Below are 16,315 nucleotides of genomic sequence, written 5' to 3'. Positions count from 1 at the left end.
GTGTCTGTGGTGGATCAATGCGTGCAGGTGGGATGTGTGAAATGACGGGACTGTCAGCGAACGGCCTGGCGCAGCCACATCGACAGTGCTTCGACTGCGAGGACGACAGCGACCATGAGGATGAGCACCATGGTGACCACATCGAACTGGTTGACCCGCGAAGCGTTGAGCAGTAGGAATCCGATGCCTCCGGCTCCGACGACTCCGAGGAGTGTGGCTGAGCGGATGTTGTTGTCGAGCAGGTACATCGTGTGGGCAACGAACGCCGGGGCCGCCTGACGCAGAGTGGCCGAGAAGAACACCTGCGCCTCGCTGGCACCGGTCGCCCGCAGCGCCTCTTGCACCTGGGTGTCCGTCTCCTCCAGCGAATCGGCGATGAGCTTCGAGAGCAGGCCGATCGCCCCGATCGACAGCGCCAAGGTTCCGGCGACCTCACCCAGGCCGGAGATGACAACGAAGATGATCGCGAGGATAAGCTCGGGAATGCCGCGCACGATCACGATGATCACGCGGAAACTTTGGTGCACATAGACGTTCGCGACGGCATTGCGGGCGGCGAGGATGCCGATCGGAAGAGCGAGAACGGCACCGATGAGAGTGGCCGCGAGCGAGATCTGGATAGTCACCAACAGCTGTTCAAAGAGGTTGGACATGGACCCGCCGGCTGATGGCGGGAAGAACAGCGCCAGGGTTTTCGGCAAGTCGAGAAGCCCCTGCGCGAGTGCTGACCAGGACACATCCACGCGCCACAGGGCCGCCACAGTGAAGATCACAATGAGCGCAATCGAGAGGAAGCGCTTGAACCGCGCCGAACTCCACGGCGGCGTGAGGTGGAGATCGTTGACACCCGATTCGCGGCCGCGGTTGAACAGGTGATCGACCCAGGTGCCACCGGTGATCCTCTGTCCGGCCGATCTCATCAGCGCTGCCCGGATGCCTCCCGAGAGCAGTTCGATGCCGATGCACAGCAGCAGGACCAGCACGGCCAGGGCCATACCCCGCTGATAGTCCAGCGTCCGCAGGGAATCGGCGATCGCCAGGCCGATGCCTCCGACGCCGACGTAGCCCAGCAGTACCGAGGTGCGCAGATTGATATCGAACCGGTGCAGCGCCGTCGCGACGAGCTGCGGCATCAGTGTCTGTGGAATGGCCGCCATGATCTGCTGAGCACTGCCAGCGCCGAGGGACTCCATTGACTCACGGGGGCCGTCGTCGAGTTCCTCGATTGCATCGGCGTAGAGCTTGGCGATCATGCCGACCGAATGGATGCCCATGGCGATGATTCCGGCGGTGGCTCCGAGGCCGAACATGCGCAGGAAGATGATCGCGAGCACCAGATCGGGGATTGCCCGAGCCAGCACAGTCAGAGCGCGCGCGACCCACTGCGAGGTGACTCCCCAGCGGGTCGGTCGGGCGGCGGCCAGAGCCACCGGAACGGACAGTGCGACCGAGAGCAGCGTGGCAAGGAAGACGATGGCCAAGGTCTCGAACACCAGCGAGAGAGTCTCTGACACAGGCGGGAAGTCGAGAGGGAACACGCGGGCAAGGAAGCGTCCCGCATTGTCGACGGAGTCGACGATGGTGCCCAGATCGATGCCGAGAGAACCGATCGACCATACGCCTCCGATGACCAGGACGATCATCACGATGACGGTGGCGATGCTGTGTCCGGTCGGACGCGGACGCGCCGGCGGCGTCGGAGCCTCGAGCGGGGTCTCGACGAGCGTGGGCATCAGTGAGTCACACCTGACACGGCCGCGGGGCGCAATGCGCTGACATGATGTGAGGCGCTGACCCTGGGTGATGTGATCGTCGGGTCTGACGAAGCGGAAGAAGACTCGGCTTCTGCTCGGGGACCGACCGCAGCCTCGGCGAGGTCCATTCCGGAGACGCTCGAATAGATCGTCGACGCCTCGTCGGCACTCAGGCCCTCGGTGGTGCGATCGAGGACCGCCTGGCCACTGCGCAGGCCGATGATCCGATCGGCGAACTCGATGGCGAGCTGGACCTGATGGAGTGAGGCGATGACGGTGAGATCGTCTTCCGCGGCGATCTGGCGCAGCAGATTGATCACGTCAAGAGCCGAGACCGGATCCAGCGAGGCCACTGGCTCATCGGCCAGCAGCACCGTCGGGTGCTGCATGAGCGCACGGGCAATCGCCACGCGCTGCTGCTGACCTCCGGACAGGGTGTCCGCTCGCTGGTAGGCACGATCGGCCAGACCAACGCGGTCGAGCTTCTCGATGGCCTCCCGGCGCACGGACTTCGGGTACATCATCAGCGAGATCCGGGGCCCCTTGAGAGAGCCCAGCTGGCCGGCGCAGACGTTCTCCAGCACGGACATCGGTCCGACGAGGTTGAAGGACTGGAAGATCACGCCGATGTTTCGGCGCAGGTCCCGCAGTCCTCGTTTCCCTGCTGAACTCATGTCCTGACCCAGGACGCGCACGGTGCCCGAGGTGGGGGTGTGCAAGCCGTTGATGTGACGCAGGAGCGTCGATTTCCCGGAGCCGGACAACCCGAGCAGGACAGTGACCCTGCCGGTGCGGAATCCGATGTTGACGTCGTCGAGTCCGAGGACTCCGCCGCCGAAGTCCTTGGTCACGTGGTCGAGTTGGACGGCGTAGATATCGTCGATCTCTCGCTGGAGTTCAGCGTTCTTGGTGCTGCTGGCATTTCGATGATTGCTCATGGGTGTCTCTCCTAGCCGATGTTCTTGCAGGCGTCTGCCTGGGTGGCGTCACAGATGTCTCGGATCGAATCGAAGTCCGAGTCATCGACGGGTTTGTAGCCGTATTCGATCTCTTCGGGCAGGACGCAGTCATCCTTCGAGGAACAGATTCCCGCCTCGACCATGGCCGGGACGTTGGCCTTCTCCCGCAGGACCGTGGTGATCTGCTTGGCCAGCTCTGGATCGAGGGAGTCGTTGTTGACCGCAATCGGGTCCTCCGTGATGGGATCGGACTCCCACACCGCCTCCAGGCTGCCCGCCTTCACCTGCTCGGACTCTTCGAGGGTGCCCAGCATGGTGTCGTGGGCGAAGGCAGCATCGCATTCTCCGGAGTCCAGGGACAGCAGCGAGGCGTCATGACCGCCGGTCAGAATCTGCTTCAAGTCCTGCTCCATGTCGAGGCCCTCGTCCATGATCCCCTTCATCGGCACGAGGTAACCGGAGGTGGAGGCCTTGTCGACGAAGCAGACGTTCTTGCCCTTGAGGTCGCTGAGGCCCTTGATGTCCGAACCCTTCTTGACGTAGGCCAGAGACGTGTAGGCCGGGGCCTTGTCTGCGTCGTGGGTCGGAGCGGCTGCCGGTTCCATGTCGATGCCGGAGTCCTTGGCGATGACATAGGCGAACGGGCCGAACGAGGCGGCATCGATCTGGCCTGCGCGCATCCCCTCGATGACGGCCGCGTAGTCGGAGGCATTCTGGAACTCGACCTTCTTGCCGGTCTCCTCCTCGAGCAGAGCGGTGACGTTTTCGAAGGTCGACTCCAGCGTGGAGGAGGACTCGGCAGGGACTGCGGCGAAGGTGATGGTGTCACCCTCGTCGCCTGAGGAGCCGCAGGCGGCAAGCAGAGGAAGCGCGAGGGCTGCAGCCGTGAGTGAGCGGACGGTGCGGGATCGGAAACGTGGGAACAGGGCCATGGGCGGCCTGCCTTTCGAGTGGTCGGGATGATCGCTTGGTGCCATTCTTCGACAACTCGAAACAACATGTCTATACAATTCGTGCCTGTTCACCGATCTGACATGACAACTTCACCGGCGGTTGGGGTGAGGGGAGATGAATGCGGCGCAGGTCTCGTTCCCGTCGCGGCTGTGTCCCCACCGAGGATGCGGTCCGCGATCCCGAAGGACAGGGTCATCCCGATGCCCGAGGTGACCACGGCGACCGTCGTCTGCTCATCGGGGTGTTCGAGGATCAGGTTGGTCTCGGCGCTGTCCGCATACTGGCCGAGCCACCGTTGGTGAACGAGGGGTTCAGCGATGCCGAGCATGCTGGTGGCGCGCTCGAGCAGCAGGTTGCCGACGTGTTCGTCGATGAAGGGCTCAGGACTGAGGGCATAGGCGTGGGAGTCGCCGACGAGCAGTCCGTCGGCGATATCAGTGACCATGAGGTTGGCGATGACATCGACGAGCTCGGGTTGCCGTTGGGCGAGATCCTCCCGCAGAGCCGATGCCCCGGGCATGGCGGCGAAACCGTCGTAGCGGGCCAGCGAGGTGCCAGTGAGCATGGCGAACCCTGCGGGGGTCTGCGGCGGTCGCTCGATCAGGGACATGACGAGCGTGCAGATGCGCACCCCATGTGTCTCGGCGATCCGGGGGAACAGGGAGGTGAGCTGGTAGCCGGGACAGACGACGACCTGCTTGCCGTGGACATCGCCTCGGTTGGTGGACACGGTGCCGCCGCCCACCTCGGTGACGGTGGTGTTCCAGGTGAAATCGACACCTTCACTGGCCAGCCAGTCGGCAATTGCGGGGGCGGCCTCACGCGGGTCGACTCGCATGTCCAGGGGCAGGTGGGCCCCGCCGATCGCGCCCAGGCTCGGGTTCCCGATGGCCGCAGCCACCTCCTCTGCGCTGAGCATCGTTGCCTGATCCGGACCCCGGTGATCGGCGAATTCCTGGAGGACGCGAAGCTCTGGTTCGGTCATGGCGGGAATGAAGGAGCCGGTCTCTGCGGCCCAGATTCCGGTCGCGGCGGCGACCTCTCGCCAGCCGGCACGAGACTTCATGGCCAGGTCCTGGGCTGCGTCTGCCTGTCCGGTGAAGCACGCGTGTCCGAAGTTCTGGATGGAGGAGCCCACAGGGCGAGCGGAGCGATCGATGACATGGACCCTGCGGCCCTGCTGGTGTGCGCGGAATGCGGTGGCCAGGCCCAGGATTCCGGAGCCTACGATGATGAGATCTGATTTCGACATTCCCCCATCTTGGTCGCTCTCTGCCGTACGATGACCACATGTATGTACAAGTTTGACGATTGTTCATCTGAACGTGATGTCGAAGATCCCGAGGAGCACTCTCGGTTCATTCGGCGGGAATAGGAAGTAGAGGAGAGCCCCGCTCGAACCGCAGCACCCTTGGAAGCACGTGCCCCCATCCCCGACCCCGACGAGACCAGCACACATGACTCAGCAGCGCACGCGACAGCAGCACGACGAGATCGCACATTACCTGCGAACGGCGATTCGTGAGGGCTATTTTCAGCCCGGGGACGAACTTCCCTCCGAAGCAGAGCTCACCCGGAAGTTCACCAGTTCCCGCGGCCCGGTTCGACAGGCGATGTCGACTCTGCGGACTGAGGGACTGATCTCCTCCGGGAGAGGGCGCCGGACGGTCGTCCTCGACAATGTGCCCACCCAGTCCTTCGACGACATCATCTCGTTCTCCCAGTGGTGCCACAACGCCGACATCGTCCCGGGTCAGTGCACCCAGTGGGTCATTCGAAGGCCCGCCGAGAAGTCCTTGGCGGCGAGCCTGCGCATCCCCGACGGTGATCCGGTCGTCTCCGTGTTCCGGCTCCGCCTCATGGATGATGTGCCCACCATGGTGGAGCGTTTGAACTATCCCCTCGAAGTCGGGCGCCACGTGCTTGCCTTCGACACCGATTCAGGTTCGATCTACCAGGAACTCATCGACCAGGGCGTCGACATCAGTCGAACCTCACGGACCATCGATGCGATCGGAGCCAACGAGGACGATGCCGCTCTGCTCGAGGTTCCGGTCGGCACGCCGCTGCTGCGGGTTCGCCGGCGCGCGTTCACGAGCGCCGGCGAACTGATCGAGTCCTCGGACGACCGCTATCTTCCGTGGAAGGCCAGCTTCACGATGAACTCCACCAGGGGCAACCCCAGCTCGATGGCCCTGACGTCGACCCACCTCGGCGACGTCTGATGATGAGGTCCTCGGCACCCTGCGATAGATTCACGAGACCCACAGAACCAACACCGTGGATGGGATGATGAACACGACGAGCAGCAGCCCCAGCAGCATGAACCTGCGCCAGGAGATCTCCACGCCCATGCGACTGAGCCGCTGATGCCACAGCAGGGTGGCCAGTGACGCCCACGGTGAGACCAGGGGTGCGAGGTTGACCCCGATGAGCAGCGCACCCATCCGCAGCGGAGTCTCAGCGGCCGTCGACAACGCCAGGAACGCAGGGAGATTGTTCACGGCATTGGCGCCGAGAGCACCGAACGCCGCCAGCCGCAGCAGAGCCCAGAAGTCCTCGCCGGAACCCGAAGCCGCGGTCAGAGCAGAAGTGAGCCCGTGGGCCTCGGCCGCCGTGACGAGCACGAAGAGACTGCCTGCGAAGACGACCGTGCGCCACGGCACCAATCCGAATCCGAGTACATCCCTGTTTCTGACGGCGAATGCCGCGACCAGGACCAGGGCTGCGCCGCAGGCCACGACCGCGACCGGGAGTCCGGACACGAGCAGCGGCAGCATCACTGCAACGACGATCAAGCCCACCACCAGCAGAGGGCGGTCCGAAATCCGGGTCCGCTCCGATAGTTCGAATCGGCCGGTGAGGGAACCTCGGTGGATGAGAGTGAGCATCCCGATGGTCATGACCACGGCTACGAGAGCGGGTACCCACAGTGCGCGAACGAAGGCGAACGGAGTGCTGCCGAAGGTATCGGCGGCGAGCAGATTGGTCAGGTTCGACACCGGCAGGAAGAGGGAGGCCGTGTTGGCCAGCCACACCGTCGCCAGGGCGAACGGCAGCGGCGAGCGCCCGACATGTCTGGCCAGCACCACGATGATCGGAGTGATGAGCACCGCTGTGGTGTCCAGTGACATGAAGGCCGTAGTCAGGGTGATCATGATGAGGACGAAGATCCAGAGCAGCATCACCCGGCCGCGACCCCAGGCGGCCAGCTGTTCGGCGATGACGGTGAAGACGCCGGCGGTGCTGGCGAGCTCGGCGACGATGGTCATGGCGACGACGAAGATCAGTACGGGGCCGGTCGTCGTGGCCAATTCGGCGGCGTCGGCGAAGGGCAGCAGGCCAGTGGCGACGACGACAACGGCCGCGCCCAAGAAGACCCAGGGCACGATCCTGGTCACACGCTGAGGGGAAGGGACTGAACTCGCTTCGCTCACATCTGCACAGTAGTCCGCAGGAGCCCGTCAGAGCGAGATCTCTGACATCTCGGCTCAACTCGGGACGCGGTGTCCGACCACCCAGCGGGCGTCCGTGACCGTCGGGCTCAACCGGCGAACCAGCCGATGAGCACCTGAATGGTCACCCAGATGGTGAGAAGTGTCGTCGCCACCAGGATGATGTTCACGAACAGATTGACCTTGTGCTTGCCGAAATGGCTCGTCTTGTTCGCCAGGATCAGCAGCCCGATGGCCACGAGCGGAACGATGATGGCCTGCAGTCCGGTGACGAACACAGCCATTTCCACAAATCCCGGCGTCCCAGGCACGGACCACAGGATGGGGGAGATGAGGATGAAGAGGCTGAACCATTTGAACAGAGGATCATCTTCGAACTTGGTGCCGTACTGTTCGCGCCTTGAAGGGAGGATGATGTGCAGACAGTCGATGATCACCTTCGGGAAGCCATTGGCGAAGCCGATGACGCTGCTGTAGAGAATGCCGAAAGCACCCAAGTAGAAGATGACTCCGCCGAAGGCTCCGAGATGAATGGTCAGAGCTTGTGAGATGTCATCGAGGCTTGAGACCTGGATTCCCTGGGGCCTGAGGATCTCGGCGCCCACCACCCAGATGGAGAGGCTGATGACGATGGCGGCGGAGATGCCGAACACGCCGGTGTTGGCCGGGATTCCGAAGCCGATGGTTCCCTGAATGAGCTCGCCGACATCGGGGACCGAGTAGATTGCCAGCCCGAGGAAGACCACCGTCATCATTGCCAGCAGGAGCTTCATGCCCTTTTCGATGGTGTTGTAGACGTTGCGGCCGATGACGAAGATGCTGGCCACGACCAGAATGCACGACCACAGGAACGGGTTGCCGACAGTGACGATTTTGGCGACCGCCTCACCTGCGCCCTTGATCATGCAGCCATTGAGAAGGTGACCGCTGATGAGTGCTGCAATGCCGATCGCCCATGGATAGAACCTCGACACATGCGCGGCAAGGAATTCTGCTCTAGCCAGTGACTGAAACCATGAATAGGGTGGGCCCATGGCACATCCGCAGATGTTCGACCCCGACGACCCGCAGCTGGCGCGCCTCCGAGAGATCGCTTTGAGCCTTCCCGAGGTGCAGGAGAAGGTCTCGCATGGGCGACCTGCGTTCTTCACGAAGAAGATCTTCGCTCACTTCGGAGGCACACGGAAGCTCGTCACGGGTGGCATGGAACAGCATCCGCAGGCGCTGCTCATTCTGCCTGATCCGATGGACGCCGAGGTGCTGATGGAGCGACCGGATGCCTTCGTTCCCATGTACCTGGGTCCGACCGGGTGGATCGGTCTCGAAATGGAGAGCCTCAATGAGGACGAGGTTCGTGAGCTGCTGACCGATTCCTATCGGAATACCGCTCCGGCAGGTCTGGTCCGCCAGTTGGCTTCGGAGGCGCCGCCTTCGCAGACGTAGCTATCCTCGAACACATGAGCAATCGCATTGTCATCACCACGGACTATCTCCGCCCAGGCGGCACCGTCGATACAATGCTGCGGGAGCGCGGCCTCGAACCGGTCTACTCACCTGCGAGGGGAACTCGCACAGATGATGAGAAGCTGGCGCTGTTCGCCGGTGCCGTCGGCGCGATCGCCGCGAGTGAACCGGTGACGGCTCAGATGCTTGCGGCCGCTCCCACCTTGAAGGTCATCGCCCGTGCCGGAGTCGGCTACGACAATGTCGACATCGATGCGGCGGGCGAACTCGGCATCCGTGTCTGCAACACACCGGGAGTCAACCATCACGCGGTCGCCGAGATGACGCTTGCCCTCATGCTCTCCTGCGCCCGGCGTCTCGGCTCTGTGTTCGAGGACGTGGGCAAGGGTGTTTGGCCACGTGAGGCGGGAACAGAGCTGCGAGGAAAGACGCTGGGCGTCATCGGCTACGGGCCCAGCGGCCGAGCGATAGCGGCTCTCGGTGCGGCCCTGGGCATGCGAGTCCTCGTCTCCACTGCCCACCCCGACGTAGGCACCGACGTATCGCCGAGCGTTGAGTTCGCTGACTTCGACGCGACGATCGGCTCCGCCGACTACCTGACTCTCCACAGTCGGGCGGGTAAGGGCGATCCGATCGTCGATGCGGCGAGCTTCGCTGCGATGAAGAACTCCGCGATCCTCGTCAACACGGCCCGCGGCTCCCTCGTCGATGAAGAAGCGCTGGTCGCCGCACTCAAAGCCGGTGAGATCGCCGGCGCAGGGCTCGACGTGTTCCAGTGTGAACCTCTCGTGGCGGACAACCCGCTGCGGGCGATGAGCAATGTCGTCATCACTTCCCACCTCGCCGGACAGACGCTGGAGGCCAGGGAACGCGCCGGGGTCGCGGCAGCTCAGGCCGTCATCGACGTGCTCGACGGGAAGACGCCCAGGGGCACGGTCGTCTGAGCTCAGTGTGCATTCAGCGTACCGAGACACGGGTGGAGCGCCGAGACTGCTGTGCACACGCAACGGTTACGACGCTCCGCCGTTGTCTCGACGCCGCACGGCCAGAGGGCCACTTACCTCGCTGCCGCGTGACCTCTGGCCCGAACCACCTCGGCGGTCATAGGGTTGGGGCATGTCCACTTCAGAGCACAGCTCAGCGATTCCGACCCTTGAACTCAACGACGGGGCGACCATCCCCCAGATCGGCCTCGGCACATACGCCATGCGCGACGCCGAGGGGATCGGCGCGATCATTGCCGGCATCGACAACGGATACCGGCTCCTCGACACTGCAGTCAACTACGAGAATGAGCGCGAAGTCGGTCGGGCCGTCATCGATTCCACGGTCGGTCGGGACGAACTCTTCATCACGAGCAAGGTTCCGGGTCGTCATCACGGCTTCGACGAAACGATCGCCAGCACCGAGGAATCTCTGGCCAGGCTCGAACTCGAGCGCCTCGACCTTCATCTCATCCACTGGCCCAACCCCAGCGTAGGCAAATACGTCGAGACCTGGCGCGGACTCATCGAACTACGCGAACGCGGCCTGGTGACCTCGATCGGAGTCTCGAACTTCACCGAGCCCATGCTCGAACAGCTCATCGCGGAGACCGGGGTGACTCCGGCGGTCAACCAGATCGAACTCCACCCCTACTTCCCGCAGAGCACGCTCATCGCCTTCCACGAATCCATCGGCGTCCAAACAGAATCCTGGTCACCGCTGTACCGCGACCAGGGTCTGTTCGACGAGGCTCCCATCGCCGAGGCGGCTCAGGCTCATGGGGTCGAGCCGGCTCAGGTGGTTCTGCGCTGGCACCTCGAGGTCGGCAGCCTGCCGATCCCGAAGTCGGCCAACCCTGACCGGCAGAGGCTCAACGCCGATATCTTCGGCTTCTCTCTTGCTCCCGACGAGGTGGCTGCCATCTCCGGCCTAGAGCGCGGTCGGATGAAGAACCGTGACCCGCTGACCCACGAAGAGATGTGAGCAGTCACCTGGGCTGAACGGTGACCGAGGTTGAACGCTCACTGGGGCTCGGCGAAGACTTCGCCGAGCCCCATGCTGCTTGGTCCGGGAAGTGATCGTCCGGCCTGCTGACCATTCGCCTCGAAACTCTGCAGAAGATAGGCGATGAGCCGTCGTGAGAGGTCGTGAGCATGTTCGGGTGGGGCCCCGCTGACGCCGCCGTTGGCGAGGAAGATCAGCATGAGGTCGCTGGGACTGAAGTCGGGTCGGAGCCTGCCTGCCTGCTGAGCACGATCGACCAGGTCTGCGAAGGCCGCTTCCGCGTGCAGGCGCTTCTCATCAATTCCCGCGTCCTCGGCGAAGGCTGAGAGGAACGCCTCGGTGAACCCGCGATCCTCGATCTGCATTCGGCCGAGATCTTCGACGAAAGTACAGAACCCATTCCAGGGATCTGGATCGGCCACGGCGTCGCCGAGGACCGATTCGCAATGTGTGAGCTGAGTGGCGAACACTTCGGAGATCAGTGATCGGCGATCAGGGAAGCGTCGGAACAGGGTTGCGGCGCCCACTCCTGCCCGACGGGCAATCGCGGTCATGGGCACGTCGATGCCACGCTCGGTGAAGATCTCGCGCGCCGCTGCGAGGATCCGCGCTCTGTTGTCCGCGGCATCCGCACGCAGCTTGGGGCGGTCGATCTGAGTCGTCTCGGCCATTTCTTCTCTCACTTCCGTGAAAACGGAATGCGGCGATGGGATCACTGCTTAGTCTATATGTAAGTGGAAACCATCTTCCACATATTGTGGAGAGTTGAGAAGCGCCGAACGGTGCAGAGGAGAGACGCAGATATGAAGATTCTGATGTTCGGTCGCGGAGTCATTTCGACACTGTACGGATGGGCCCTGGAGAAGGCAGGAAACGAGATCGACTTCTATGTCCGCCCCGGACGATCGGACGATTTCGGGTCCTCGGTCGATCTGGACATCAGGGACGGCCGGGCCTCTGGGAAAGGGAAGCCGGTTCACGAGAATTGGCCCATCACGCTGCGAGAGGACCTCGAACCGGATCACGACTACGACCTCATCATCGTCAGCGTCAATCACGACCAGTTGGATACCGTGATCGACTTCCTCAGCAGCCGAGTCGGCCGAGCCACCGTCCTCATCTTCAATAACATCTGGGCCGAGCCTGCTGCCGCCGTGGCTGGTCTGCCCCGCGAGCAGATCGTCTGGGGGTTCCCGGGCGGAGGAGGTGGGTATTCCGGCAACTCCCTGCACGGCGGATTCGTCAAGAGCATATTCCTCGGCGACATCGATGGTTCGAGCCGCACCGACAGACATCGAGCCATCCGAGACCTCTTCACCACGGCCGGGTTCTCAATCTCCGAGGTGAAAGACTTCCGCAGCTGGCTGTGGTTCCACTTCATCCTCGATGCCGGAATCATGATCGGATGGCTGCGGATGGGAAGCTTCGACGCGCTCGTCCGCTCGCGCCCCGCACTGCAGGAAGTTGTGCGACTTGTGCGGGAGATGATCCCGGTGCTCACAGCGAAGGGCGGCACCTCGAGACTCGGCGCTGCTGCGGCGACATATATTCCCGCAGGAGCTATCGGCTTCGCGATGCAGAAACTGCTCACCGGCGACAACATGTTCAGCGTCATCATGGACCAGGCGCAGTCCACCGGCCATATCAACTATGAGGCGCAAGCCGTCTACCCTCGCGATGTCCTCGCCGACGCCCGACGGTTGGGAGTCGCGGTTCCGAAGCTGGCGGAGAATGAGCCGGCCTTCAGGTAGGCCTCGGCGCGGTAAGGAGGCCTCGGCGCGGTAAGGAGGCCTCGGCGCGGTTAGGGGGTATCGAATCGTCGATATCGCCGAGGTGGTGACGTCGTCCGTGTGAGAATGTTCCTTGTGAGATCCCAGCCGCAGAGCCGACGCACACTGAACTCCCGCGGCCCGAGGGGGTCGTGCGAGGCGCGGAGTTCGAGCGCGCCGCAAGATCCGGGTGCATCGCGTGGTCAACGTGCCCTGCGCGGGGCCGGCGCTGCAGTGTTCGCCACCTTCGTGGCACTGACTTCTCACGTGGTCGGAGGCGGTTCCCTGCCCACGGCAATGGGTGTCGTGGTGCCCCTGGCTCTGTCGACTCTGGTCTGCGTTCTCCTTACCGGCCGGCGGTTGTCATTGCCGCGGCTGTCCCTGTCCGTGCTGGCCAGTCAGTCACTGTTCCACCTGCTCTTCTCCGTCTTCACCCCGATGTCCGGGAACCACGCGCCGACGAACGCCGTTGCACAGCATGCGCTGCACCATTCTGATCCGGCCGCCACGGCCGCAATGATGTCCGGGGCAGGACACGGGGCGATGCCCGGAATGTCCGGTGCAATGACAGCGTCGAGCACAAGCAGTGGCATGCATGCACATGCTTCACCGGCGATGCTCCTGGCGCACCTCGTCGCGGCCGTCCTCACCATCGCCGTGATCTACTGGGCGGAAGCACTGCCGACGAAGATCAGCAGTTTTCTCCGACTCGTCATCCACGCACTTCTGCCCACTGCGGTGCGGCCGATGCCGGTTCCGACCGGACCCAGGCCCCACCTCGGCGTCTCCCGGATCCTGCCTCGCCACCTCGGCGTTCTGCGCTCTCCTGTCCTCACCAGAGGACCACCCGTGGAAGCTTTCTGACCTCAAGATCTCTGACCTCAGCGCCGGCGGACTTCCGTTGGCGCGCGCTCGCCTGACCGCCTTTCAGCGCGGTCGAGCGCACTCCACAGAAAGCTTCACCATGACCACACCTGTTTCATCCCTGCCCGAAACCGGGCGGACCACTCCACGAACACCCCGCCGAGGCTGGTTCGGCCAACTCCTGCGCCGTCTCCACTTCTACGCGGGAATCTTCGTCGGTCCCTTCATCCTCATCGCCGCACTCAGCGGCGCCCTGTATGCGATCAGCCCGCAGATCGAAGAGGTCGTCTACGCAGATGAGCTGACCACACAGGCGACAGGTCCCGTCCTGCCGCTGGCCGACCAGGTCGCGGCCGCGACAACCTACACCGGGGGAGGCGAGGCCATCAGCGCTGTGCGTCCGGCACCGGAACCCGGAACCACGACCCGGGTGATGTTCGAGGACCCGAACCTGGACGAGAGCGAATCCCGGGCGATCTTCATCGATCCCACCACCGCCGAGGTCAAGGGCGACCTGACCGTGTACGGGACCTCGGGGTCCCTGCCGTTGAGAACCTGGGTCGATCAGCTGCACCGCAGCCTTCACCTCGGCGACTTCGGGCGCTACTACAGCGAACTCGCCGCATCTTGGTTGGGCATCATCGCAGTCGCGGGACTGTGCCTGTGGGTGATGCGCGCCCGTAAGACGCGGAATGCTTCAGTGATGCTGCGGCCGAACATGAAGCACAAGGGCATTCGCCGCACCTTCTCATGGCACGCCTCTGTCGGAGTGTGGGCGGCGATCGGGATGCTGTTCCTGTCCGCCACCGGCATCACCTGGTCCCAGCTGGGTGGAGACAATGTGACGAAGCTGCGGGCGGCGCTGGACTGGTCGACGCCTGCGGTCTCCACGGATCTCGATCGAGAATCGGCAATGGGGGAGTCGGGCGCTGGAGGGCAGGCAGGCCAAGAGGGGCAGGCAGGCCACGAGGGGCAGGCAGGTCACGCGGGCCACGCGGGCCACGAGGGCCACGACGACGGCGCTCACATGGGACAAACTGGTGCGACTGATGCTGGCGGAATCGACCCGGCCGATTTCGACATGACTCTGGCCATGGCGCGCGATATCAACGTCAACACCGGACTCGTCGAAATTCTACCTCCGGTCGATGCTGATTCGGCATGGGTCGTCCAAGAGATCCAACGCAGCTTCCCCACCGAGGTCGATGCCGTGGCGGTCGATGCCAAGACCATGGAGATCACCGACCGCGTCGACTTCTCCGACTACGGGTTCGCGTCGAAGCTTGCGCGGTGGGGCATCGACATGCACATGGGAACCATGTTCGGCCTGGCCAACCAGATCGTCCTCGTCGTCCTCGCAATCGCAATCGCGTCCATGGTCGTGTGGGGCTATGTGATGTGGTGGCAGCGCCGACCCAAGCATGATCCGAGCAAGAAATTCGGCGTCACACCTGTCCGTGGTGCGCTGACGAAGGCATCCTGGTGGTCGGTGGCTGCAGTCGCGCTCGTTGCGGTGGGGATCGGGGTATTCCTGCCGATGGTGGGGATCAGCCTTGTTGGGTTCCTCATTGTTGACGGTGTGCTGGCGATGTGGGCTAGGAGGCGAGCCCGCAGGTGAGACCAGAACGCCGGACCGACTGATCTCGGTCCGGCGTTCATTTCCTGCTTGCAGATCAGCCCCAACCGGGGACGACGAAGATGAGCCAGGTGACGATCGGTGCGATGAGGACCATCGAGAAACCCCACCTCATGAGCTGCTTGAAGACCTGATCACGCTGCTCCTCCGGCGAGTTCGCGACGACCAGTGCGCCCGATGTGGAGAAGGGGCTCGAGTCGACCACCGAGGACGAGATCGCCAGGGCGATGATCATCCCGATCTCTCCGATGGTGCCGGTGAGCAGGAACGGCACGGCCAGTGGGATGAGAGCTCCGAGGATGCCGGTTGTTGAGGCGAAGGCCGAGACGACGGCACCGATGAAGCAGATGAGCAGCGCCGCGAAGAGCGGAGCTCCCATGCCGGCAACGAGGTTGCCCAACCAGTCGATGGTGCCCAAGCGCTCCATGAGTTCGACGTAGGTGACGATGCCGCAGATGAGGAGCACCGTGGGCCAGGCGATCTTGCTGACCGCGCCCTTGCTCACCTTCGGTGAGAAGAACGAGATGATGACGGCGATGCAGATCGCTGTGAAGCCGACGTCCTGGTTCAGCGGCGGAACCACCATGACAGCCAGGACGATGAGGCCAATGAGGGTGACGATGCGATTGCGATCCAGCGTGGTCACCGGTTCATCGATGTCTTCGTCCTTGACCATGGTCGTCTGCACCGACCTGCGTGCAGCGCGACGCTGCGGATCATTGCGGGGGACTTTCGGCTGAGCGCCGGACCCGGTGCCACCGCTGTCACGTGCCCCATCGTCGGCATTGGCGTCGGTGCCGTGGGTGTCTTCCAGGCCGTGGCCCATATCCCGCTTGCCCAGCAGGTCGCGTCCGCCGAAGAGGAAGAAGCAGATGAGGCCGAGCAGGAAGTTGAAGACGAAGGAGGCGAGGAACAGGAGTATGGGGCTGCCAGGCAGGTCGTTGCGTTCGACGACCTGGTTGGTGATAGTACCGAAGATGCTCAGCGGTGAGAAGCCGCCGGCAGTGGCCCCGTTGATGATCATGAGACCCATCAGCAGCGGCCGGATGTCGTAGCGACGGGCGAAGCCCATGCCGATCGGAGCGATGATCGCGATGGCGGCGGGAACGACGGAGCCGAAGCCCGAGAGGAGCGCGGTGACGACGAAGAACACCCACGGGATCAGGGCGATTCTGCCTCCCACCGCCTTGACGAGGACATGAACCAGCCAGTCGACCGTTCCATTGTCCTTCGCCAGAGCGAACAAATACGTCACGCCGACGAGTATGAGGAAGAGGTCGGCCGGGAAGCCGGACAAGAGCGTGTCGGCATCCTCCCCGAGGACGAAGGTGCCGAAGAGGAAGGTCGCCATGAGCGCCAGCGCACCCATATGGACCGAGACGAAGGTGGCGATGACGAACAAGGCCACGAGGACGAGGATGGACGCGAGTTCAAGAGACACAATTCGCTCCAATGCGATGTGTAGAGTCGC

Annotated in this window: 15 protein-coding genes; 7 read left to right on the top strand and 8 right to left on the bottom strand. The window is 63.5% G+C overall.

The genetic code is table 11. From position 1 onward, the window contains the following. Positions 1 to 53: 53 nt before the first annotated feature. The 4 genes from phnE to JFC13_RS11725 all read right to left on the bottom strand — a co-directional run bounded on the left by phnE (position 54) and on the right by JFC13_RS11725 (position 4,919). On the bottom strand, positions 54 to 1,733 hold the full coding sequence (gene phnE / locus JFC13_RS11740; RefSeq protein ID WP_198397255.1) for a phosphonate ABC transporter, permease protein PhnE: 1,680 nt from the start codon (positions 1,731 to 1,733) through the stop codon (positions 54 to 56). Further along, a complete protein-coding gene (phnC, locus tag JFC13_RS11735) occupies positions 1,733 to 2,692 on the bottom strand; it encodes a phosphonate ABC transporter ATP-binding protein (RefSeq protein ID WP_232488534.1) in 960 nt (319 codons plus the stop codon). Before phnC ends, phnE begins: the two co-directional genes overlap by 1 nt. Before the next feature lie 11 nt (positions 2,693 to 2,703). After that, positions 2,704 to 3,645 carry a phosphate/phosphite/phosphonate ABC transporter substrate-binding protein gene (locus JFC13_RS11730; RefSeq protein WP_198397254.1) on the bottom strand — a complete coding sequence of 314 codons (942 nt, stop codon included), beginning with the start codon at positions 3,643 to 3,645 and terminating at the stop codon, positions 2,704 to 2,706. Between the two features lie 89 nt (positions 3,646 to 3,734). Next, positions 3,735 to 4,919, bottom strand: a complete 1,185-nt coding sequence (locus JFC13_RS11725) for a TIGR03364 family FAD-dependent oxidoreductase (protein ID WP_198397253.1) — start codon at positions 4,917 to 4,919, stop codon at positions 3,735 to 3,737. Positions 4,920 to 5,124: 205 nt separating this feature from the next. Between JFC13_RS11725 and JFC13_RS11720 the strand changes: the two genes are divergently transcribed. Beyond that, complete coding sequence (locus JFC13_RS11720; protein ID WP_198397252.1) at positions 5,125 to 5,892, top strand: GntR family transcriptional regulator; 768 nt, start codon at positions 5,125 to 5,127, stop codon at positions 5,890 to 5,892. A 30-nt stretch (positions 5,893 to 5,922) separates the two neighbouring features. On the opposite strand, the gene JFC13_RS11715 is transcribed toward JFC13_RS11720, so the two are convergent. Further along, positions 5,923 to 7,068 (bottom strand): SLC13 family permease, encoded by a 1,146-nt coding sequence (locus tag JFC13_RS11715; protein WP_198397251.1) that lies wholly within the window; start codon positions 7,066 to 7,068, stop codon positions 5,923 to 5,925. Positions 7,069 to 7,211: 143 nt separating this feature from the next. Then, entirely contained in the window at positions 7,212 to 8,096 is an 885-nt protein-coding gene (locus tag JFC13_RS11710; protein ID WP_198397250.1) for a divalent metal cation transporter, read from the bottom strand. 58 nt (positions 8,097 to 8,154) lie between these two features. On the opposite strand from JFC13_RS11710, the gene JFC13_RS11705 reads away from it, so the two are divergent. The 3 genes from JFC13_RS11705 to JFC13_RS11695 all read left to right on the top strand — a co-directional run bounded on the left by JFC13_RS11705 (position 8,155) and on the right by JFC13_RS11695 (position 10,554). After that, a complete protein-coding gene (locus tag JFC13_RS11705) occupies positions 8,155 to 8,565 on the top strand; it encodes an MmcQ/YjbR family DNA-binding protein (protein WP_232488533.1) in 411 nt (136 codons plus the stop codon). A 14-nt stretch (positions 8,566 to 8,579) separates the two neighbouring features. Continuing rightward, the gene (locus JFC13_RS11700) at positions 8,580 to 9,530 is read left to right on the top strand and encodes a phosphoglycerate dehydrogenase (protein ID WP_198397249.1); all 951 of its coding nucleotides are present in this window, start codon (positions 8,580 to 8,582) and stop codon (positions 9,528 to 9,530) included. 172 nt (positions 9,531 to 9,702) lie between these two features. Further along, positions 9,703 to 10,554 (top strand): aldo/keto reductase, encoded by an 852-nt coding sequence (locus JFC13_RS11695; protein ID WP_198397248.1) that lies wholly within the window; start codon positions 9,703 to 9,705, stop codon positions 10,552 to 10,554. A 38-nt stretch (positions 10,555 to 10,592) separates the two neighbouring features. Here JFC13_RS11695 and JFC13_RS11690 read toward each other — a convergent pair whose 3' ends face one another. Next, entirely contained in the window at positions 10,593 to 11,246 is a 654-nt protein-coding gene (locus tag JFC13_RS11690; RefSeq protein WP_198397247.1) for a TetR/AcrR family transcriptional regulator, read from the bottom strand. A 132-nt stretch (positions 11,247 to 11,378) separates the two neighbouring features. Between JFC13_RS11690 and JFC13_RS11685 the strand changes: the two genes are divergently transcribed. From JFC13_RS11685 to JFC13_RS11675, 3 genes are all read left to right on the top strand, one after another. Then, positions 11,379 to 12,326, top strand: a complete 948-nt coding sequence (locus JFC13_RS11685) for a ketopantoate reductase family protein (protein ID WP_232488532.1) — start codon at positions 11,379 to 11,381, stop codon at positions 12,324 to 12,326. Between the two features lie 252 nt (positions 12,327 to 12,578). Further along, complete coding sequence (locus JFC13_RS11680; protein ID WP_332839395.1) at positions 12,579 to 13,208, top strand: hypothetical protein; 630 nt, start codon at positions 12,579 to 12,581, stop codon at positions 13,206 to 13,208. Positions 13,209 to 13,308: 100 nt separating this feature from the next. Beyond that, a complete protein-coding gene (locus tag JFC13_RS11675; protein WP_198397246.1) occupies positions 13,309 to 14,826 on the top strand; it encodes a PepSY-associated TM helix domain-containing protein in 1,518 nt (505 codons plus the stop codon). 55 nt (positions 14,827 to 14,881) lie between these two features. Here the strand turns inward: JFC13_RS11675 and JFC13_RS11670 are convergent, their stop codons facing one another. Continuing rightward, positions 14,882 to 16,285, bottom strand: a complete 1,404-nt coding sequence (locus JFC13_RS11670; RefSeq protein WP_198397245.1) for an SLC13 family permease — start codon at positions 16,283 to 16,285, stop codon at positions 14,882 to 14,884. Positions 16,286 to 16,315: the final 30 nt, after the last annotated feature.

The organism is Brevibacterium antiquum (assembly GCF_016107655.1).
Lineage (GTDB): Bacteria > Actinomycetota > Actinomycetes > Actinomycetales > Brevibacteriaceae > Brevibacterium > Brevibacterium antiquum.
The sequence above is the reverse complement of the archived record's forward strand: the minus strand, read 5'-3'. Positions and strand labels throughout refer to the sequence as shown.